Below are 21237 nucleotides of genomic sequence, written 5' to 3' on the forward strand. Positions count from 1 at the left end.
CGAGGCCGTCACCGGCTTGCGAATGAGGTAGAATCTGTCAAACTTCGCAGGCTAAACCCTCATTCCGAGTCGGTTTTGACTGCTCGCGGCACGATGCCGACCTTCCTCCATACCTGAATTTCCCGGAGCACACCCATGGCGCTGGAGCGCACCCTTTCCATCATCAAGCCCGATGCTGTCGCCAAGAACGTGATCGGCGAGATCTACAGCCGTTTCGAGAAGGCCGGCCTCAAGCTGATCGCCGCCAAGCAGAAGCAGCTGTCGCGCGCCGAGGCCGAAGGCTTCTACGCCGTACACAAGGAGCGGCCCTTCTTCAAGGCGCTGGTGGACTTCATGATTTCCGGCCCGGTGATGATCCAGGTGCTGGAAGGCGAGGGCGCGATCCAGAAGAACCGCGAACTGATGGGCGCCACCAATCCGAAGGAAGCCGCGCCGGGCACCATCCGCGCCGACTTCGCCGACTCCATCGATGCGAATGCCGTGCACGGTTCCGACGCCGCCGAGACGGCGGCTGTCGAGATCGCCTACTTCTTCGCCTCTACCGAAGTGCACCCGCGGTAAACAGTCGTGACCGAGGCAGCTGCCACTTCATCCGACCAGCCTGGCGTCGCCGGCAAGGTCAACCTGCTCGACTTCGATCGCCAGGGGCTGCGCGACTTCTTCGCGCAGCTCGGCGAGAAGCCGTACCGGGCCGAGCAGGTGATGAAGTGGATCTACCACCATCTCGAGTCCGACTTCGCCAACATGACCGACGTGGGCAAGGCGCTGCGCGGCAAGCTCGAGGCCAGCTGCCATGTCGGTCCGCCGAAGACCCTGGTGGACAAGGCCGCCGCCGACGGCACGCACAAGTGGCTGCTCGGCATGGATGGCCGCAACGCGGTGGAGGCGGTGTACATCCCCGAACCCACCCGCGGCACGCTGTGCGTGTCCTCGCAGATCGGTTGCGCCCTGAACTGCCAGTTCTGCTCCACCGGCGCGCAGGGCTTCAACCGCAACCTCGCCACCGCCGAGATCATTGGCCAGATGTGGGTGGCGGCGAAGCACCTTGGCAACGTCACCCACCAGAACCGCCGCATCACCAACGTGGTGATGATGGGCATGGGGGAGCCGCTGGCGAACTTCGACAACGTGGTGCGGGCGATGAGCCTGATGCGCGACGACCTGGGTTTCGGCCTTGCCTCCAAGCGCGTCACCCTGTCCACCGCCGGCATGGTGCCGATGATCGACAAGCTGTCGGACGTCATCGACGTGTCGCTGGCGGTATCGCTGCACGCGGCCAACGACGAGCTGCGCACCGAGCTGGTGCCGCTCAACAAGCGCTACCCGCTGGCCGAGCTCACTGCCGCCTGCCAGCGCTGGATCGCCCGCAAGCCGCGCACCTCGATCACCTTCGAATACACCCTGATGAAGGGCGTGAACGACCAGCCCGAGCACGCGAAGCAACTGATCCGCTTCATGCGCCGGCTGCCGACCTGCAAGGTCAATCTGATCCCGTTCAACCCCTTCCCCGGCACGCGCTTCGAGCGCTCCGACGCCGAGACCATCCGCGCGTTCCAGACCCAGTTGCTCAACGCCGGCATCCTCACCATGCTGCGCCGTACCCGTGGCGACGACATCGACGCGGCCTGCGGCCAGCTGGCCGGGCAGGTGAACGACCGCACCCGGCGCAGCGCCGGGATACGCCAACGTGTGGAGCGAGAGGTGACGCATGCGCTGTAAGCCGCTGCTGGGGTTTGGCCTGTCGCTGGCGCTGGCCGGCTGCGTCACGGTGAATGGGGGCGGCGACAACAACGGCAGCGGGCAGTCGGCCGCGGCCAACATCTCCGGCACCAGTAAGGTCGACCAGCGCCAGGATGCGGCCCGCATCCACACAGAGCTGGCCCAGCATTACATGGCCGACGGCGACCTGCAGGACGCACTGGCCAAGTTGCAGTTGGCGCTGAAGTTCGACCCGGACTACGCGCCCGCCCACACCGTGATCGCGGTGGTGTACGAAAAGATCAACAACCTGCCGGAGGCCGAGCTCCACTACCGCAAGGCGGTGGCGCTGGAGCCGACCAAGGGCGCCCCGAACAACAACCTCGGCCAGTTCCTTTGCCGTACCGGCAAGTTGCAGGAATCGATAGGCTACTTCCGCAAGGCGGTGGCCGATCCCTTCTACGCCACCCCCGACGTGGCGCTCACCAACGCCGGCATCTGCCAGCTGCGGGCGAACGACACGGCGGGCGCGGAAGCGAGTTTTCGTGACGCAATCGCGCGAAATCCCGCCAACGGCGATGCACTTTTCCACCTTGCCGAAGTACTCTACCAGCAGGGGGACGCGTTTCGTGCTCGGGCTTTCATCCAGCGCTTCGATGCGCTGGGCCAACCCAATGCGGCCGCTCTCAAGCTTGGTTACGATATCGAGTCGCGCTTGGGCAATACGGACGCAGCCCAGACCTATCTCAGGCGTTTGCAGAGCCAGTTCCCGGACTCGGAGCAGGCCCGCGCCCTGAAATCCACCGCCAGCAGTCAATGACCACGAAGCAGCCTTTCCAGCCCGGCCAGGATCCGGCCGCGCACGATCTGTTCGCCGACCGGCCGGGCATCATGGAAGTCCCTGCCGCCAGCCCCGGGCCCGACCATCACGATGCCGCCTTCGGCAGTCGCCTGCGCGCGGCGCGCGAGGCACGTGGCGCCGACCTGGAGGCGTGCGCGCATGCGCTGAAGTTGCCGTTGCGAATCCTGCGCAAGCTGGAGCAGGGAGAGCACGATGGCATCGACTCGAAGATCTACCTCTCCAGTTACATCGGCAAGTACGGGCACTACCTGGGCATCAACGCGGCCGAGATCGAGGCCGAACAGGCGCGCATCCGCCAGGTCGAGCCGCCCCTGGTGGCCACCGGGGGTATTTCGCATTCGCGCTTCCTGCTCGACCGCTACGCCACCGCCGCCACCTACGTGGTGCTGACCCTGGTGATCGCGGCGCCGACGATCTGGTTCGGCGTCCGCAGCACCCTGGATCGCGACCTCAGCCACCTCACCCCGCTGGACGCCTCGCCGGTCGCTCAGCAGGATGCGTCGGCGCCGACCGTGAGCTCCGCCAGGGTCGTGTCCGCTGCGCCGGCGCCGGCCACGGCGGCAAAGCAGCCCCAGGCGTCGGCGCCGGATGCGTCGGAGCAGCCGCTGATGGCCTCCATGGCACCGTTTCCGGGCCTCGGCAACGACAATGCGCCGCCGCCACCGACGACCGACGCGGCCGCGAACGTCGCGGTCGGCAGCGGTGCCCACAGCCTCAGCCTGAGCCTGTCGGCAGCTAGTTGGGTCGAAGTGACCGGGCAGGATGGCACGCGACTGGAATACGGCCTGCTGCCCGCCGGTACCAGCAAGACCTGGCGCAGCGACCAGCCGTTGGACGTGCGCATCGGCAATGTCGGCGGCGCGCAGGTGAGCATCGACGGCCAGCAGGTGGCGCTCGATGGTTTCCGCCGCGCCAACGTGGCGCATTTCCGCGTGCAGATCGCGGACGGCAAGGCCGCTGCGGCCACTCTTTGATCGCACTGTCGCGGGCGCTCGGCGCGCCTGCGGGCGATCCATTTCGGTTATGCTTGCCCATTCTTCGCCCGGGCATGGGCGAAGGGTGGCGGCGAGCCGTTTTTTCTCGCCTCCGGCCGGCCGGCGCGCGCCGCGCGCGGTACCCACGAACGGTGAAGCATGGCATTTGACGCATACGACGATTACGAACAAAGCGAACGTGTCCAGAAATGGCTGCGCGAGAACGGCCTCTCCATCGCCGTCGGCATTGCGATCGGCCTGGTCGGCATCTTCGGCTTGCAGCAGTGGCGCAAGCACCAGGCGAACAACGAGGCCGCGGCCGCCACCTTGTACCAGCAGGCCCAGGTGGCGCTGGCCAGCGGCAAGCCGACGGCGGCGACCGCCTTCGTCGACGAGCTCATGAAGGACTACGCCAAGTCGCCGTACGCGCTGTTTGCGGTGAGCGATCGCGCGAAGCAGCAGGTGCAGGACAAGCAGCTCGACAAGGCGATCGCCTCGCTGCAGTGGGCGGAGGCGCACGCAACCTCTCCCGCGCTGAAGGCGCTGGTGGAACTGCGCCTGGCGCGGGTGCAGCTGGCCAAGGGCGACGGCCAGGCCGCGCTGGCCACGCTCGAAGCCATGCCGGCCGGAGAGTACACGGGCCTGAACCAGGAACTCCGCGGTGATGCGCTGGTCAAGCTGGGACGCGCCGACGACGCACGCAAGGCCTACCAGGCGGCGATGACGGCATTGGGTGAGGACGCGCCGCAGCATGCCGTCCTGCAGATGAAAATCGACGATCTGGCCGTGGCCGGAAAGCAGGGTGCATGAAAGTCGTGGTGAAGAAGAGCGTATGGCTGGTCGCCCTGGGTTCGCTGGTGCTGTTGGCCGGCTGCAACTCGTTCAAGAAGAAGAACCTCGAACCGCCGACCCCGCTGGAAAAGCACTTCACCCCGACGGTGCAGGTCAGCAAGGTGTGGACCGCGCGCGTCGGTGACGGCGCCGGCATCTCCGGCGTGCGCCTGCGCCCGACGGTGGCGGACGGCGTGCTGTATGCCGACAGCACCGACGGCAAGATCGCCGCATTCGACGCCGCCAGCGGCAAGAAGCTGTGGGAAAAGACCACCCGCAGCAGCAAGGGCTGGTTCGGCCTGGGTCATGCGAAGGGCGTTGATGCCGCCTATGCCGGCGGCCCGGCCGTGGCGGGTGACCTGCTCGCGGTGGGCACGCTCGATGGCCACGTCTACGCGATGGGCGCGAAGGACGGCAGCCCGCGCTGGGATGTCGAACTGGCTTCCGAAGTGATCGCCGCACCGGCGATCAGCGGCGACCTGGTGATCGTGCGCACCCAGGACGGCCGCGTGTATGGCCTCGATGCCGCCACCGGCAAGCGCCGCTGGGTCTACGACCAGGGCAACGTGCCGTCGCTCAGCCTGCGCGGCAACGGCGTGCCGCTGGCCGCCAACGGCGTGGTGTTCATCGGCACCGACGACGGCAAGCTGGTCGCGCTGCGCCAGGACAACGGCGAGAAGCTGTGGGAGCAGAAGCTCGCCAACGGCGAGGGCCGCACCGACATCGAGCGGCTCGACGACGCCGATGGTGCGATCCTGCTCGACGGCAGCACGCTGTACGGCGCCGCCTACCACGGCAACCTCAGCGCGATCGACGGCCCCAGCGGCCGTCCGCTGTGGTCGCACCCGTTCTCCACCTACACCTCGCTGGCCGCCGGCGGCAACGCCATCTACGGCGTGGACGACCAGGGCGTGGCGTGGGCGTTCGACCGCAGCGGCGGCGCCGACATGTGGAAGAACGACAAGCTGAAGTACCGCTGGCTCACCGGCCCCTCCGTGCAGGGCAACTACGTGGTGCTGGCCGACGCCTACGGCTACGTGCATTGGCTGCAGGCCGGCGACGGTGCGCTGGCCGCGCGCGTGCGCCTGTCGAAGAAGGCGATCCAGGCCCAGCCGCTGGTGGTGGGCGACACCGTGTACGTCGAGGACGTGAAGGGCCATATCGGCGCCTACCGTCTCGGCGCGCGCTGACGCCGCGCCCGCCGCAAGGAAACATGCTTCGTCATGCTGCCCGTCGTCGCTCTGGTCGGTCGCCCCAACGTCGGTAAATCGACCCTGTTCAACGCGCTGACGCGCAGCCGCGACGCCCTGGTGGCCGACCTGCCGGGCGTCACCCGCGATCGCCATTACGGCGTGTGCCGCACCGGTGCGCGCCCGTTCGTGGTGGTCGATACCGGCGGGCTCTCCGGTGTCGACGAGGGACTCGACGGGCTCACCGCCCAGCAGGTACGCCTTGCCATCGAGGAGGCGCAGGCGCTGGTGTTCGTGGTGGATGCGCGCGACGGCCTGCTGCCGCAGGACCGCAACATCCTCGACGAGCTGCGCCGCAGCGGCAAGCCGCTGCTGCTGGCGGTGAACAAGACCGACGGCCTGGACCTGCACGAGGCGCTGGCCGAGTTCGCCCGCTTCGGCATCGCGACTGCGCTGCCGTTGTCCGCCGCGCACAACCGCGGCACCGAGGAGCTCATCGCCGCGTTGCTGCCGGTGCTGCCGGAAGACGCGCACGAGGAGCTGGCCGAGGGCGAGGACGGCTCCATCCGCGTCGCCATCGTGGGCCGGCCAAACGCGGGCAAGTCCACGCTGATCAACCGCCTGCTGGGCGAGGACCGGCTCATCGTCTCGGACGTGGCCGGCACCACCCGTGACCCGATCCGCGTGCCGCTGGAGCGCGACGGCCGCCGCTACACCCTGATCGACACGGCCGGTGTCCGGCGGAAGGCGCGCGTCGAGGAGGCAGTGGAGAAGTTCAGCGTCATCAAGACCCTGCAGTCGATCGCCGCCGCCCAGGTGGTGGTGGTCATGATCGACGCGCGCGAGAACCTCGCCGACCAGGACCTCACCCTGATCGGCCACGCCGTGGACGAGGGCAGGGCGCTGGTGATCGCGGTGAACAAGTGGGACGGCCTGGACCCTTACCAGCGCGAACAGTGCGAGCGTGCGCTGGATCGCCGCTTGCAGTTCGTCGACTGGGCGAAAACGGTGTTCATCTCGGCGTTGCACGGCTCAGGCCTGCGCGAGCTGATGCGCGCGGTGGTGCGCGCGCATGCCGCGGCGACGAAGGAGCTCGGCTCTTCCGACCTCACCCGCACGCTGGAAAAGGCCTACGAGGGCTACCAGCCACCGCTGGTGCGCGGCCATGCGCCGAAGCTGCGCTTCGCCCATCCGGGCGGCAACAACCCGCCCACCGTCGTGATCCACGGCAGCCGCACCAAGCACATCGCGCCGGCCTACCGCCGTTATCTGGAGAATTTCTTCCGCCGCCGCTACAAGCTCGAGGGCACGCCGATCCGCATCGAGTTCCGCGAGGGCGAGAACCCATACGCCGGCAAGAAGAACGTGCTCACCGAAGGCCAGTTGCGCAAGCGCCAGCGGATGATCCGCGAGATGAAGAAGCGCAAGCGCTGAACCTCGCCCGCCGGGGGACTAAACTGGCGCGATGAACGACGCTTCCCATCGCGACAGCTGGCTCGCCAATCTGCGCGGCCGCATCCCCGAAATCGCTCCCGTCGAGGCGTTGAACTGCCAAACGCAAGGCGCGCTGTTGATCGACGTGCGCGAGGACGGCGAACGCGCCGCCGGCATGCCGGTTGGCGCGCTGGGCCTGTCGCGCGGCTTTCTGGAGCTGCGCATCGAACAGGCGGAGCCGGACCGCGCGCGGACCATCCTCGCGCTGTGCGGCAGCGGCATGCGTTCGCTGCTGGCGGCCGAGGCCTTGCAGCGGCTGGGCTATCGCGACGTGCGTTCGGTGGCTGGCGGTTTCGAGCGCTGGAAAAGCGAAGGCCTGCCGGTGGTCGCGGGCACGCTCGACGCGGACGCCGCCGAACGCTATGCGCGCCAACTGCGCCTGCCGCAGGTGGGCGAGGCGGGGCAGACGAGGCTGGCTGCCGCGAAGATCGTGCTGCTCGGCGCCGGCGGCCTCGGCGCACCGGCGGCGCTGTACCTCGCCGCGGCCGGCGTCGGCCAGCTCACCCTGGTCGACGACGACCACGTGGAACGCTCGAACCTGCACCGTCAGGTGATCCACGCTGATGCGCGCGTGGGCATGGCCAAGACCGAGTCCGCGCGCGTCGCCCTGAATGCGCTGAACCCGCGGGTACGCATCGAGTCGTGCAACGAGCGGCTGCGCGCGGACAACGTGGAACGCCTGCTCGACGGCCATGACCTGGTGATCGACGGCGCCGACAATTTCCCCGCGAGGTACTTGCTGGCCGCCGCCACGCAGCGGCTGAAGCTGCCGATGGTCTATGGTGCGGTGGAGCGCTTTACCGGGCAGCTCAGCGTGTTCGACCCGCGCCGCGACGGCTCGCCGTGCTATCGCTGCCTGTTCCCCGAGCCGCCCTCGGCCGCCGAGGCGCCGAACTGCAGCGAGGCGGGCGTGCTCGGCGTGTTGCCCGGCATCGTGGGCCTGCTGCAGGCCACCGAGGCGCTGAAGCTGATCCTGGATCTGGGCGAGCCGCTGGTCGGTCGGTTGCTGTCCTTCGACGCGCTGGCCATGCGCTTCCGCGAGACGCGCCTGCCGCGCGACCCGGCCTGCCCGGGTTGCGGCGCCGCTGCGCGCTTCACGGGTTACGAAGACGTCGCCGCACTGTGCGGGGCCGCCGACTGATCGAGGTCGGCGCGAATCAGCGCATACACCGTTGCGTCGTGGGCACGGCCCCAGGCCCACAGCCGCTGCCGCGCCATGCCTTCGAATGCGGCACCCAGCTTCGCGGCGACGCGGCGGCTGGCGCGGTTGTCGGGCAGGGTGACGATTTCGATCCGGATCAGGCCCAGCTCCGCGAAGCCGAAACGCGCCACCAGCCGCGCGGCCGCGACGGCGATGCCCAGCCCCTGGCGTGGTGCGCGCACCCAGTAGCCGAGATTGGCGCTGCGATGCAGCGGGTTGACCTGGTTGAGCCCGCAGCCGCCCAGCAGTTCGCCGCTGGCCGCGTCGCACACGGCAAACGCGAACTGTTCGCCGCTGCGCCAGTGGTCACGGCACTGCGCCACCCACGCCTGGGCTTGTTCCAGTCCGTAGTCCGCGTTGCACCACGGCAGCCAGCGACCCACGCTGGCCACTGACTCGTGCACGGCCGCGTGCAGCGCGGCGACATCCGCCTCGCGCCATGGCCGCAACAGCAGGCGGCCGTCGGCGAGCGCAGGCGTGGCATGCGTGGTGGCTTCGGTCATCGCTTGGCGTTTGTGCGCTATCGGCAGAGCTTGGATAATGGCGCTTCTCTCGCCCAGGCATCAACATGACCGCACGCATCCTCGACGGCAAACGCATCGCGCAGGAACTGCTGGAGCGGATCGGCCGGCGCGTCGCCGAGCGCAAGGCGCAGGGCCAGCCCGAGCCGGGACTGGCGGTGGTGCTGGTGGGCGACGACGCCGCCTCGTCGGTGTATGTGCGCAACAAGCGCAAGGCCTGCCACCAGGTCGGTTTCCGTTCCTTCGATTACGACTTGCCGGCCGGCACCACGCAGGATGAATTGATCGCGCTGATCGACCGCCTCAACGCCGATCCGGCGGTGCACGGCATCCTGGTGCAGTCGCCGCTGCCGGAGCACATCGACGAGGACGCGCTGGTCGACCGCATCGATCCGGGCAAGGACGTGGACGGTTTCCAGGCGGTGAACGTGGGCCGCCTCGCGCTGCGCCGCTTCGGCCTGCGCCCGTGCACGCCCAAGGGCGTGATGACCCTGCTCGGCCACACCGATCGCCCGGTGCGCGGCCAGCATGCGGTGGTGGTCGGCGTTTCCAACCACGTGGGACGGCCGCTGGCGCTGGAGCTGCTGATCGCTGGCTGCACCACCACGTGTTGCCACAAGTTCACCCGCGACCTGGAGGGCCATGTGCGCCAGGCCGACATCGTGATCGTCGCGGTGGGCCGGGCGGGCCTGGTGCGAGGTGAATGGATCAAGCCCGGCGCGGTGGTGGTCGATGTGGGCATCAATCGGCTCGACGACGGTCGCCTGGTGGGTGACGTGGAGTTCGCGCCGGCCGCGGAGCGTGCCAGCTGGATCACGCCGGTGCCCGGTGGCGTGGGCCCGATGACCGTGGCGACGCTGATGGAGAACACACTGGAAGCCGCGGAAGCACGCAACGGCAAGTAACCGATCCAGCCCCCGCGCTGGCGGCATGTTGCGGTGCCGCGTATAATCCTCTCTTTGCCGCGGGGCATACCATGCGAATTCTCGCCGAGGCTCTCACCTACGACGACGTCTACCTCGTTCCGGGCCACTCCGTCGTGCTGCCGCGCGACGTCGATACCTCCACCCGGTTCACCCGCGGCCTGCGCCTGAACATCCCCATCGTCTCCGCCGCGATGGACACCGTGACCGAAGCGCGCCTCGCCATCACCATGGCGCAGCAGGGCGGCATCGGCATCATCCACAAGAACATGACGTTCGAGCAGCAGGCCGCCGAAGTGCGCCTGGTGAAGAAGTTCGAGGCCGGCGTCATCCGCAACCCGTTCAGCGTGAGCCCTGACACCTCGATCAGCGAGGTGCTCAGGCTCACCCGCGCGCACAACATCTCCGGTGTCCCGGTGGTGGAAGGTGAGAAGCTGGTAGGCATCGTCACCAGCCGCGACATGCGCTTCGAGCGCAAGCCCAACGATCCGGTGCGCAACATCATGACCCGCCAGGAGCGGCTGGTGACGGTGAAGGAAGGCGCCAGCCAGGACGAGGTGCTGCAGCTTCTGCACAAGCACCGCATCGAGAAGGTGCTGGTGGTCAACGACGACTTCCAGCTGCGTGGCCTGATCACGGTGAAGGACATCCAGAAGGCGCGCGACAACCCCAACTCGGTCAAGGACCGCAACGAGGCGCTGCTGGTCGGCGCCGCGGTGGGCGTGGGCGGCGATACCGAACGCCGCGTCGAGGCGCTGGTCGAGGCAGGCGTGGACGTGCTGGTGGTGGACACCGCACACGGCCATTCGCAGGGCGTGATCGACCGCGTGGCCTGGGTGAAGAAGCGGTTCCCGCAGGTGCAGGTCGTTGCCGGCAATATCGTCACCGGCGAAGCCGCGCTGATGCTGCGCGATGCCGGCGCCGACGCCGTGAAGGTGGGCGTGGGCCCCGGTTCCATCTGCACTACCCGCGTGGTGGCCGGCGTGGGCGTGCCGCAGATCACCGCGATCGACCTGGTGGCCACCGCGCTGAAGGATTCCATCCCGCTGATCGCCGACGGCGGCATCCGCTATTCCGGCGACATCCCGAAGGCGCTCGCGGCCGGCGCGTCCACCGTGATGCTGGGTTCGATGTTCGCCGGCACCGAGGAATCGCCGGGCGAGGTCGAGCTGTTCCAGGGCCGCTCGTACAAGAGCTACCGCGGCATGGGTTCGATCGGCGCGATGCAGCTCGGTTCCAAGGACCGCTACTTCCAGGACAACGAAGCCGACGCCGACAAGCTGGTACCCGAGGGCATCGAGGGCCGCGTGCCGTACCGCGGCCCGCTGCGCAACATCATCCACCAGCTGATCGGCGGCCTGCGCGCCTCGATGGGTTACCTCGGCGCGGCCACCATCGACGACGTGCGCAACAAGGCGCAGTTCGTGAAGGTGACCAGCGCCGGCGTCACCGAAGCGCACCCGCACGACATCCAGATCACCAAGGAAGCGCCGAACTACCGGCTGAATTCCTGAAGCGGGCCGGACGGGGAGCTCCCCGCCCAGCCCATGATCCTTGCGTGCCGCTGTTCGCGCAGCTGGCGCGAACGACACGATCCATTGCGGACCCACTCCGAAAAGCCCGAGTCCGATGCAGAACATCCATTCCGACAAGATCCTCATCCTCGACTTCGGCGCGCAGTACACGCAGTTGATCGCGCGTCGCGTGCGCGAGCTGGGCGTCTATTGCGAGATCTGGGCCTGGGACCACGACCCGGCCGAGATCGCGGCGTATGGCGCCAAGGGCATCATCCTCTCCGGCGGCCCGGAATCCACCACACTGCCCGGTGCACCCAGGGCGCCGCAGCAGGTGTTCGATTCGGGCCTGCCCATCCTAGGCATCTGCTACGGCATGCAGACGCTGGCTGCGCAGTTGGGCGGCGCCACCGAGGCGGCCGATGCGCGCGAGTTTGGCCACGCCACGGTAGACATCGTGGCGAACAGCCGCCTGTTCGACGGCTTCAGCGACCATCCGGGCGCGCACAGGCTCGACGTGTGGATGAGCCACGGCGACCACGTCGCCAAGGCGCCCCCGGGCTTCGTGGTCACCGGCACCACCGACCGCATCCCGGTCGCGGTGATGGAGAACGAGGACAAGCGCTGGTACGGCGTGCAGTTCCATCCCGAGGTGACGCACACCCGGCAGGGCAGCGCGCTGCTCAAGCGTTTCGTCACCGGGATCTGCGGCTGCGCCACGTTGTGGACCGCAGCCAACATCATCGAGGACCAGATCGCCCGCGTGCGTGCCCAGGTCGGCGACGACCACGTGCTGCTGGGCCTCTCCGGCGGCGTGGATTCCTCCGTGGTGGCCGCGCTGCTGCACAAGGCCATCGGTGACCGGCTTACCTGCGTGTTCGTGGACACCGGCCTGTTGCGCTGGCAGGAAGGCGACCAGGTCATGGCCACGATGGCCGAGCACATGGGCGTCAAGGTGATCCGGGTAAATGCCGCCGGGCGCTACTTCAAGGCGCTGGAAGGCGTGGCCGACCCGGAAGCCAAGCGCAAGATCATCGGCCGCCTGTTCGTGGAGATCTTCGACGAAGAGTCGGAGAACCTGATCGCCGCGGGCGGCAAGGTGAAGTGGCTGGCCCAGGGCACCATCTACCCCGACGTGATCGAGTCGGCCGGCAGCAAGACCGGCAAGGCCCACGTGATCAAGAGCCACCACAACGTGGGCGGTCTGCCGGAGCACATGAAGCTCAAGCTGGTCGAGCCGCTGCGCGAGCTCTTCAAGGACGAGGTGCGCCGCATTGGCGTGGAACTCGGCCTGCCGCGTGAAATGGTCTACCGCCATCCATTCCCCGGCCCGGGCCTGGGCGTGCGCATCCTGGGCGAAGTGAAGCCGGAATACGCCGAGCTGCTGGCCCGCGCCGACGCCATCTTCATCGAGGAACTGCGCAAGGCCGACCTGTACGACAAGACCAGCCAGGCCTTCGCCGTGTTCCTGCCAGTGAAGTCGGTCGGCGTGGTCGGCGACGCGCGCGCCTACGAGTGGGTGATCGCGCTGCGCGCGGTGGAGACCATCGACTTCATGACGGCGCACTGGGCGCACTTGCCGTACGAATTTCTCGGCAAGGTCTCCAACCGCATCATCAACGAGCTGCGCGGCGTCTCCCGCGTGGTCTACGACATCAGCGGCAAGCCGCCGGCGACCATCGAGTGGGAATGATCCGGTTGGCACTCTGCGACTCGCCAACGAAAGCCGGCATCGCGCCGGCTTTCTCGTGATGGTTTACCGTTTGCCGACATGACCGAACAAACCAGCCAGCCGTTCACCGCCGAAGACGAGGCCAACATGCGCCGCGCGCTGCAGCTGGCCGCGCATGCCCGCGACGCCGAGAACGAGGTGCCGGTGGGTGCGGTGCTGGTACTGCGCGGCGAGATCGTCGGGCTGGGCTGGAACCGCAACATCACCTTGCATGACCCCACGGCGCATGCCGAGGTGATGGCGCTGCGTGCCGCGGGAGAAAAACTCACCAATCACCGGGTGGTGGGTGCCACCTTGTACGTGACCCTGGAGCCTTGCGTGATGTGCGCGATGGCGCTGATCCACGCGCGCATAGGTCGCGTGGTGTACGCGGCCACGGATCCCAAGACCGGCGCAGCGGGCAGCGTATTCGACACCCTGGTCGATCCCCGCCACAACCATCGCCTGCAGGTGCAGGGCGGCCTGCTGGCCGGGGAATCGGCCGCCATGCTGCGCGAGTTTTTCCGCGCACGGCGTTGAGCGCGACGCGGCGCGCGGCGCCACCCTGATCTGCGTCAGGGCGATCCCGGCAGCTGCATGGTACAAACGAGAATCATTCTCGCTAATGTGCCAGCCATGCCGTCCCATGCACAAGCCGTTGAAGTGTTGCCGCGTTCGGAAGCCGTCGCTGGCGGAGGGCGGTCGCGTTGGCTGCGTCTCCTCGCGGTGGCCGGCCCCGGCATGGTGGTGATGCTAGCGGACACCGACGCGGGCAGTCTCATCACGGCAGCGCAGAGCGGCGCGGAATCGGGCTATCGCCTGCTGCTCCTGCAGGCGGCGATGGTGCCGATCCTGTTCGTCGTGCAGGAGCTCACGGTGCGCCTGGGCATCTTCACGGGCCAGGGGCACGGGCATGCGATCCGCCGGCACTTCGGCCGTTTCTGGGCCTGGGTGTCGGTAGCTACCTTGTTGCTTGCCTGCGTGGGCGCACTGGTCACCGAACTGAGCGGCATCGCCGGCGCCGGCGCGCTACTGGGCATTCCGGTCTGGCTCAGCATGCTCATCGTGGTGGGCGCGCTCACCGTGATGGTGTGCAGCGGCTCCTATCTCACGTTAGAGCGCATCGCGCTGGCCATCGGCCTGTTCGAATGCGTGTTCCTTGTCGTGGCGTGGCGGGCGAAGCCGGATCTGTCGGTGGCGTGGGCGCAAACCCTGCAGGTGCCGCTGGCCGACCATCGCCATCTCTATCTTGTGGCTGCCAACATCGGCGCGGTGATCATGCCATGGATGGTGTTTTACCAGCAGTCGGCAGTGGCCGAGAAAGGATTGACCGCCGCCGACCTGCGCACCGCGCGCTGGGATACCGCGATCGGCTCGGTGCTGACCCAGGCGGTGATGGCCGCGGTGCTGATCGCCGTGGCGGCCACCATCGGGCGCGCGGAGCCGGGCAAGCCGCTGGACAGCGTGCAGCGGATCGTGGAGGCACTGACGCCCTTCCTCGGCCGCTGGGCGGGCACGCTGATGTTCGCGCTGGGCATGGTCGGCGCCGCGCTGGTGGCCACCATCGTGGTGACGCTGACCGCGGCGCGCGCGCTGGGTGAGGTGATGGGCTTCGAACACTCGCTGCGCCACCGGCCGCAGGAGGCGCCATGGTTCTATGGCGCCTGCGCGCTGATCCTGGCGCTGGGCGGCGTGCTGGTTGCCTCGGGTGCCGACCTGGTGGAATTGAGCGTGGGCGTGCAGGTGATGAACGCACTGCTGCTGCCGATCGTGCTGGGTTTCCTGTTCTTGCTGGCGCGGCGCGTGCTGCCCGAGCCGTACCGCCTCAAGGGCGCCTACGCCGTGCTGGTCGGCGCCACGATCGCGTTGACCGCCGGACTCGGCCTGTATGCCGGCATCGCCGGCTTGCTGCCGTGAAAACGCCGCTGAGGCTTACACCTGCAACCGATCGTCCCCGCGCGCCACCAGGCTGTAGAGCACGGGCATCAGGAACACGCCGATCACCAGTCGCGAAACCATGCCTGCGACGATCACCAGTGCGAACGGTCGTTGCGAATCGGTGCCCACGCCGGTGGCCAGTGCCGCGGGCAGCAGGCCGATCGCGGCGACCAGCGCGGTCATCGTGATCGGCCGCAGGCGCAGGATCGCCGCTTCGCGGATGGCCTTCTCCAGCGCCATGCCGCCCAGGCGCAACTCGTTGACGCAGGAGATGTAGACCACCGAGGTCAGCACCGAGACGCCGAACAGCACGATGAAGCCGATGCCGGAGGACACTGAAAACGGGATGCCGGTGAGCCATAGCGCGAGGATGGCGCCGACCGGCGAGGTCAGCACCACGCCCAGCACGGTGATGAACGGGAACTTGAAGTTTCCGTACAGCACGAACAGCAGGCCGAAGATCACCAGCACGGTGAGCGGAAGGATCACACCCATCTGCGCGCGCGAGGCGGTGTATTCCTTGTACTCGCCGCCCCAGTCCAGCCGGTAGCCCTGCGGCAGCTTCACCTTGTGCGCCACCTGTCGGATCGCCTCGCCGACGGTACTGGCAAGATCGCGGCCGGACACCGAGAACTGCACGCCGATGTAGCGCGAGTTGTCCTCGCGGTAGATGAAGGAGGCGCCGTTCTCGACCCTGATCCGGGCCAGTTCCTTCAGCGGCACCTGCTGGCCGCCCGGCGTCAGCACCGGGATGTCGCCGATCGCCTGCGGGTTGTCGCGGTACGGCTGCTGCAGCCGCACCACCAGGTCGAACTGTTTCTCGCCCTGTACGACCTGGGTAGCCACGTCGCCGCCAATCGCCGCCTCGATCACGTTGTTGACGTCGGCCACGTTGAGGCCGTAGCGCGCGATGGCGACGCGGTCGATGGTGATCGCGAGGTTGGGCTGGCCCAGCTCGTGCACCAGGGTGACATCCGTGATGCCCGGCACCTGCTGCATGGCCTCCTTGATGGCCTTGCCCTTGTCCTGCAGCGTCTTGAGGTCGGAGCCGTAGACCTTCACCGCCAGCGAACTCTTGAGGCCGGTCTCGGCCTCGTCCACCGCGTCCTCGGCCGGCTGGGTGTAATTGAAATCGATGCCCGGGAACACCGCCAGCTTCTTGTTGATCGCGGCGATCAGCGCCTCCTTGTCCTTGTACTTGCCGCCCCACTCGGAGTACGGCTTGAGGCCGACGAAGAATTCCACGTTGAAGAAGCCGGTGGAGTCGGTGCCGTCGTCGGGGCGACCCAGCTCTGAGGTCACCGTGGTGACCACCGGGAAGGAGCGCAGGATGGCGCGGATCTTCGGCGTGATCTCGGCCGATTCCTTGAACGAGATGGTGTAGGGCATGGTGGCGCGCACCCACAGCGCGCCCTCGTCCAGATGCGGCATGAACTCGGCACCGATGCGCGGCACCAGCAGTATCGACAGCGCCAGCAGGATGGCCGGCGCGGCCACGCTGCGCCAGCGACGGGCCATGCAGCGGTCCAGCCAGCGGGTGTAGCTCGCCTGCACCTTCTCGAAGATCGCATTGCGCCGTTCGCGCACCCCATTGCGCATGAACAGCGCGCACAGCACCGGCAACAGGGTGAGCGTGACCAGCAGCGAACCCACCAGGGCGAAGATCATGGTGTCGGCCATCGGCTTGAACAGCGTGCCGGACGGCCCGGTGAGCACGTAGATCGGCAGGAAGCTCGCCACGATCACCGCCATCGCATACACCAGCGGGCGATCCACTTCCGACGCCGCGGAGCGGATCACTTCGCGGATGTCATACCCGGTGCCATGGCGCCGGGCCAATTCGCGGAAGATGTTCTCCACCATGAAGATCGCGCCATCCACCAGGATGCCGAAATCCACCGCGCCGATGGAGAGCAGGTTGGCCGAGGCGCCCTGCAGCTGGATGCAGACGAAGGCGAACAGCAGCGCCAGCGGTATCGTCACCGCCACGATCAGGCCTGCGCGGACGTCGTAGAGGAAGAAGATCAGCACCGCCACCACCAGCAGCATGCCGAGCAACAGGTTGCGCTGCACGACATGGGTGGTCTCGGCGATCAGGTCGCTGAGGTCGTAGAACGGGTGGATCTTCACGTCCGGCGGCAGCACGTGCTGGTTGAGCTCGCGCGTCTTGGCCTCGACGCGCCGCAACACGTCCTGGGTCTTCTGCCCGGTGAGCATCAGGATCACGCCCTCCACCGCGTCGTCCTGGCCCATGTAGCCGAACTCGCCCAGGCGCGGCGCAATGCCGATCTCCACCTTGCCCACGTCCTTCACCAGCACCGGCGTGCCGTTATGCACGGCCAGCACGATGTTGCCGATGTCCTCCGTCGTCTTGATGAGCCCCAACCCGCGCACGTAGATGAACTGGCCGCCCTCGGTATAGAAGCCGCCGCCGGCGTTGCCGTTGTTGGCGGCGATCGCCGCCTCCACCTGGCTCACCGACAGCCCTTGCGCGGCGATCTTGGTGGGGTCGAGCTGCACCTGGTACTGCATGTTGCCGCCGCCGAACGCGGAGTCGTCGGCCACGCCGGGCACCGAACGGTACTGCGGCGCGATCACCCAGTCCTCCAACGTCTTCAGCTCCATCGGCGAGCGGTCGGTGCTCTCCAGCACGTAGCGGTAGATCAACCCCGACGGAGAGGACAGCGGCGACACCGAGGGCGCGACGCCGGTGGGCAGGGTGATGCCGCCCAGCCGGTTGAACACGCGCTGGCGCGCCCAGTAGCTGTCGGTGCCGTCGTTGAAGGTGAGGGTGACGTCGGATAGGCCGTACAGCGAGATCGAGCGCTTCACCGAGAGTTTCGGGATGCCGTTCATGCCCAGCTCGACCGGCACCGTGATCAGCCGCTCCACCTCCTCGGCGGAATGGCCCGGCCATTGCGTGATGATCTCCACCATCGGCGGCGAGAGATCGGGGTAGGCATCCATCGGCAGGCGCTTCAGCGCCCAGATGCCGGCGCCGACCACCAGGGCGGTGAGCAGCACGATCATCAGGCGCTGCTCCAGCGCGAACGCCACGATGCGGTTGATGAGCGAGGCCGGACGCGCTCCGGGGGGCGGCGTCAGCTCGCTCATTGGGTCTGGATGAAACGCACGAAGATGCCGCCCGCGGTCACCACCTTGTCGCCGGCCTTGAGGCCATCGGCGATCAGGTAGCGGTTGCCGGTGCGCATGCCCAGCGTCACCGGGCGGCGCGCGTAGCTGCCGTCCGCCTCCTGCACGTAGACAAAGGGCAGGTTCTCGTCGTCGCGAAGCACCGCACCGACCGGCAACAGCAGGCCGCGTGCCCTGTCGGCCGACCGGATCCGCACGCGCACGTACATCTGCTTCTTCAGCAGCCCGCCACGGTTGTCCACCACCACCCGCGCCGCCACCGAGCGGGTATCGGGGTCGACTTCCGGCGACACGTTGGCGACCTTGCCGGGCAGTGTATTCGCGCCGGTTTCCACTTCGGCATCGTCGCCGGGCCGTATCGTGCCGAGATCGCTGTCGAACACCTGCGCCATTACCCACACCTTCGAAAGATCCGCCACGGTGAAGCAGGCCGTGCTGCCTGTCTGCAGCAGCTGGCCGGGCGTGATCGAACGCTGCACCACGGTGCCCGCGACCGGCGCGCGGATCACGCCGGGCAGGTCGGCCACCGGGCGACCCTGCTCGATGTCCTTCACCAGCGCCGGATCGACGTGCAGGGCCAGCAGCGTCTGTCGCGCGGCGTCGCTGTCGGACTGGGTGCCGACCGCGTCGGACTGGGCCTGCGCATTCTCGCGCTGCGAGATCGCGTGGTGCGCGTAGAGATCCCTGTCGTTGGCGGCCACCTGCGCCGCGGCGCGCGCGGCGGCCAGCGCCTTGCGGTAGCCGTCCATCGCCGCGGCGAAATCGGGCGAGGCGACCACCGCCATCGGCTGGCCCTGTTTCACCGTTTCGCCCAGGCTCACCAGCACCTTCGTCACCGGGCCGGAAAACGGCGCGAGCACCGCGGTGGAGCGGTCCTGGTCGTAGTCCACCACGCCGGTGGTGTCGACTGCCGCCCGATACGGCGTGGCTTGCACCGTGTAGAGCCTGATGCTCTTTTGCTGTTCCGCGGTCAGCGTCACGTTGTGCGGCGTGGTGGTCGCGGCTTCCGGTGCACCGGTACCGGAGGAGCAGGCAGAAAGCCCGATGGTCGCGAGCAGGGCCGCAAGCGCGACGCCATGGCGCCAGGGGGCGGGGAGGGGCAGGGCAGGCTTGTTCATCGTCACCGCGTGCTCAGAGATCGGAGTGGTGCCACCAGCCGCCACCCAGCGCCTGGTACAGCGCGACGGTGTCGGCATAGCGGTTGGCCTGGGCCTGCACGAGCGCGATCCGTGCCTGCTGCCAGGTCTGTTCGGCGGTCAGCCATTGCAGGTTGCCGGCGTAGCCGTCCCTGAGCTGCCGTTCGGTGAGATCCAGGGTCAGCTTCGCGGCCTGCTCGGCCTTCGCCGCTTCCTGCAGCGCATCCGCATCCTGCTGCAGCGCCACCAGCGTGTCGGCGACGTTCTGGAATGCCGTGAGCACGGTGCTGCGGTACTGCTCGTAAGCTTCGACGTAAGCCGCCTTCGCCGCGCGCTGCTGATGCAGCAGGGTGCCGCCGTCGAAGATCGGCGCAGTGACGCCCGCCGCCACGTCCCAGAAGCCGGTGCCGCCGGTAAACAGCTTGGAAAGTTCGAGTGCAGTGCTGCCAGTGTCGGCCGTGAGCGTGATGTTCGGCAACCGCGCCGCCGTGGCCACGCCGATCTCCGCGCTGGCGGCATGCAGGTTGGCCTGCGCCTGGCGCACGTCCGGCCGCTGCTCCACCAGTGCGGTGGGCAGCGAGAGCGGCAGCTCCCCGGGCAAGTGCAGGCCGGCCAGCGTGATTCCGCCGTCGGTCGCCTGCGCCGGGAAACGCCCGGTCAGCACCGCAAGCTGGTCGCGCTGCTGCGCCAGCTGTTTCTCCAATGGCGGCAACGCGGCACGGGTTTGCGCCAACTGCGATTCCTGCGCGGCAAGGTCGACCCGGCTCGCGTAGCCCCTGGCGTACTGGTAGCGCAGGATATCGAGCATCTTCGTGCCCGCGGCGATGGACTGCCGGGTGGCATCGACCTGCGCCCGCAGCGCGGCGAGTTCGATCGCCGCCACCGCCACGTTCGAGGCCAGCGTGTTCCAGGTCGCGATCATCTGGAAGCGTGCCGCCTGCTCTTGTGCCTTGAGCGATTCGGACGCGCGCCGGTTGCCGCCGAATACGTCGGGCGCGTAGGAGATCGAGAGCTGCGGCGTGTACAGGTTGTACTGGAACTCGCTCGGCACCGCCGGATAATTCGGCGTCGGAGCGAGCATGGTCGACTGGCGCTGGTGGCTGGCCGAGAAGCTCGCCGACACGCTGGGCAGGAATGCGCCGCGCTGCGCCAGCATGTTTTCGTGCGCCACGCGCAACGCCGCCTGCGCCGCCTTGAGGTCGTGGTTGTGCGCCAGCGCCTGCGCGATCAGCGCATTCAGCGGCGCGGAATGGAACAGTGTCCACCAGTCGCCGGGCGTGTCCGCGCCTGATGCGAGGTGCTGGGCCGCGCCCGCCGCCACCTCGGGCGTGGCGGCCGTGGCCGAAACCGGATGCGGCGTGTAGCCGCCGGTCGCAGGCGGGGCGGGCGCCTTGAAATCCGGCCCCACCGCGCAGGCGGCGAGCAGTGTCGCGGCCACCATGGGCATGGCCCATCGCAGGGCGCGCGACGCGGATGTCTGGACAGACGGAATGGAAACCATGCGGAGCCCGTACTCGTTGCTGCGCGCTGTCCCGACAGCGGGTACTCGGCGCGACATGACGGGCAAAAGTACGTTATAACATTGCCATCGGCAACGCTGTATTTTCTTGCGGCAGCCCCGGGTGTGCCGTGCTCTCCGTGATCGCGGCCAGCATCACGAGAATCCGCTCCGCGGCGCCGGTCCAGCCCCCGGCCTACATGCAGGCAAGAGGTGCCGGGGCGTGTGCGGGTCGGCAGCGGGCTCCCGCCGAACGGCCATCGGCGTGCCAGGTACAGAGGGTGGGGCGGCACGCGCACCGCCCATCCGCATCGGATTCCCACAGAGCGAGCCACACGTACAGGTAGCGCAGGTCGTTGTCGGACGTCCGTCGCCCGGCACCATCCACGTTGGGGGCCAAGCCGCTGAAGCGGGTGTGGCAGGTTCAACAGGTGTACTGCAGGCCGAGGCGGAGGAAGGCAAGCCGGCCAAGCAGGGCGAGCAGCCCGCCAAGGGCGGCCGCGGTCTGGTTCGTGGTCCGGCGTGGCAAGGCGATGCGGACAACGCGACGGGAAGCCATGGCGTACTCCATTCCGGTCGGTGAGTCGCCGGAT

At 68.1% G+C, this 21237-nt stretch carries 18 protein-coding genes; 13 read left to right on the forward strand and 5 right to left on the reverse strand.

What is annotated here, in order from left to right; translation table 11 throughout:
• The first annotated feature begins 135 nt into the window (after positions 1-135).
• From ndk to moeB, 8 genes are all read left to right on the forward strand, one after another.
• Positions 136-561 (forward strand): nucleoside-diphosphate kinase, encoded by a 426-nt coding sequence (gene ndk, locus AC2EWF_RS04710; protein ID WP_483638178.1) that lies wholly within the window; start codon positions 136-138, stop codon positions 559-561.
• 6 nt (positions 562-567) lie between these two features.
• Positions 568-1719 (forward strand): dual-specificity RNA methyltransferase RlmN, encoded by a 1152-nt coding sequence (gene rlmN, locus AC2EWF_RS04715; protein WP_483638179.1) that lies wholly within the window; start codon positions 568-570, stop codon positions 1717-1719.
• Entirely contained in the window at positions 1709-2518 is an 810-nt protein-coding gene (gene pilW, locus AC2EWF_RS04720; protein WP_483638180.1) for a type IV pilus biogenesis/stability protein PilW, read from the forward strand. Before rlmN ends, pilW begins: the two co-directional genes overlap by 11 nt.
• Positions 2515-3534: a helix-turn-helix domain-containing protein gene (locus tag AC2EWF_RS04725; RefSeq protein WP_483638181.1), complete on the forward strand. Its 1020-nt coding sequence runs from the start codon at positions 2515-2517 to the stop codon at positions 3532-3534. The genes pilW and AC2EWF_RS04725 overlap by 4 nt, the downstream gene beginning before the upstream one ends.
• Positions 3535-3693: 159 nt before the next feature.
• On the forward strand, positions 3694-4344 hold the full coding sequence (locus AC2EWF_RS04730) for a YfgM family protein (protein WP_483638182.1): 651 nt from the start codon (positions 3694-3696) through the stop codon (positions 4342-4344).
• Entirely contained in the window at positions 4341-5555 is a 1215-nt protein-coding gene (gene bamB, locus AC2EWF_RS04735) for an outer membrane protein assembly factor BamB (RefSeq protein WP_483638183.1), read from the forward strand. The genes AC2EWF_RS04730 and bamB overlap by 4 nt, the downstream gene beginning before the upstream one ends.
• Positions 5556-5588: 33 nt before the next feature.
• A complete protein-coding gene (gene der, locus AC2EWF_RS04740) occupies positions 5589-6989 on the forward strand; it encodes a ribosome biogenesis GTPase Der (protein ID WP_483638184.1) in 1401 nt (466 codons plus the stop codon).
• 31 nt (positions 6990-7020) lie between these two features.
• Complete coding sequence (gene moeB, locus AC2EWF_RS04745; RefSeq protein ID WP_483638185.1) at positions 7021-8190, forward strand: molybdopterin-synthase adenylyltransferase MoeB; 1170 nt, start codon at positions 7021-7023, stop codon at positions 8188-8190.
• Here moeB and AC2EWF_RS04750 read toward each other — a convergent pair.
• On the reverse strand, positions 8151-8753 hold the full coding sequence (locus tag AC2EWF_RS04750; protein WP_483638186.1) for a GNAT family N-acetyltransferase: 603 nt from the start codon (positions 8751-8753) through the stop codon (positions 8151-8153). The two genes, moeB and AC2EWF_RS04750, sit on opposite strands and share 40 nt — an antisense overlap.
• Positions 8754-8818: 65 nt before the next feature.
• On the opposite strand from AC2EWF_RS04750, the gene folD reads away from it, so the two are divergent.
• The 5 genes from folD to AC2EWF_RS04775 all read left to right on the forward strand — a co-directional run bounded on the left by folD (position 8819) and on the right by AC2EWF_RS04775 (position 14836).
• Complete coding sequence (gene folD, locus AC2EWF_RS04755; protein WP_483638187.1) at positions 8819-9676, forward strand: bifunctional methylenetetrahydrofolate dehydrogenase/methenyltetrahydrofolate cyclohydrolase FolD; 858 nt, start codon at positions 8819-8821, stop codon at positions 9674-9676.
• Between the two features lie 71 nt (positions 9677-9747).
• Positions 9748-11208: an IMP dehydrogenase gene (gene guaB / locus AC2EWF_RS04760; RefSeq protein WP_483638188.1), complete on the forward strand. Its 1461-nt coding sequence runs from the start codon at positions 9748-9750 to the stop codon at positions 11206-11208.
• A 115-nt stretch (positions 11209-11323) separates the two neighbouring features.
• Positions 11324-12901: a glutamine-hydrolyzing GMP synthase gene (gene guaA, locus AC2EWF_RS04765; RefSeq protein WP_483638189.1), complete on the forward strand. Its 1578-nt coding sequence runs from the start codon at positions 11324-11326 to the stop codon at positions 12899-12901.
• Between the two features lie 78 nt (positions 12902-12979).
• Positions 12980-13459 carry a tRNA adenosine(34) deaminase TadA gene (tadA, locus tag AC2EWF_RS04770; protein WP_483638190.1) on the forward strand — a complete coding sequence of 160 codons (480 nt, stop codon included), beginning with the start codon at positions 12980-12982 and terminating at the stop codon, positions 13457-13459.
• A 210-nt stretch (positions 13460-13669) separates the two neighbouring features.
• A complete protein-coding gene (locus AC2EWF_RS04775) occupies positions 13670-14836 on the forward strand; it encodes an NRAMP family divalent metal transporter (RefSeq protein ID WP_483638191.1) in 1167 nt (388 codons plus the stop codon).
• Positions 14837-14851: 15 nt separating this feature from the next.
• Here the strand turns inward: AC2EWF_RS04775 and AC2EWF_RS04780 are convergent, their stop codons facing one another.
• The 4 genes from AC2EWF_RS04780 to AC2EWF_RS04795 all read right to left on the reverse strand — a co-directional run bounded on the left by AC2EWF_RS04780 (position 14852) and on the right by AC2EWF_RS04795 (position 21203).
• Positions 14852-17971, reverse strand: a complete 3120-nt coding sequence (locus AC2EWF_RS04780; protein ID WP_483638192.1) for an efflux RND transporter permease subunit — start codon at positions 17969-17971, stop codon at positions 14852-14854.
• Entirely contained in the window at positions 17968-19128 is a 1161-nt protein-coding gene (locus AC2EWF_RS04785) for an efflux RND transporter periplasmic adaptor subunit (protein ID WP_483638193.1), read from the reverse strand. The genes AC2EWF_RS04780 and AC2EWF_RS04785 overlap by 4 nt, the downstream gene beginning before the upstream one ends.
• 13 nt (positions 19129-19141) lie before the next feature.
• On the reverse strand, positions 19142-20593 hold the full coding sequence (locus AC2EWF_RS04790) for an efflux transporter outer membrane subunit (RefSeq protein WP_483638194.1): 1452 nt from the start codon (positions 20591-20593) through the stop codon (positions 19142-19144).
• A 475-nt stretch (positions 20594-21068) separates the two neighbouring features.
• On the reverse strand, positions 21069-21203 hold the full coding sequence (locus AC2EWF_RS04795; RefSeq protein ID WP_483638195.1) for a hypothetical protein: 135 nt from the start codon (positions 21201-21203) through the stop codon (positions 21069-21071).
• Between the last annotated feature and the right edge of the window lie 34 nt (positions 21204-21237).

The sequence above is a fragment of the Rhodanobacter sp. sgz306013 genome (assembly GCF_057031145.1).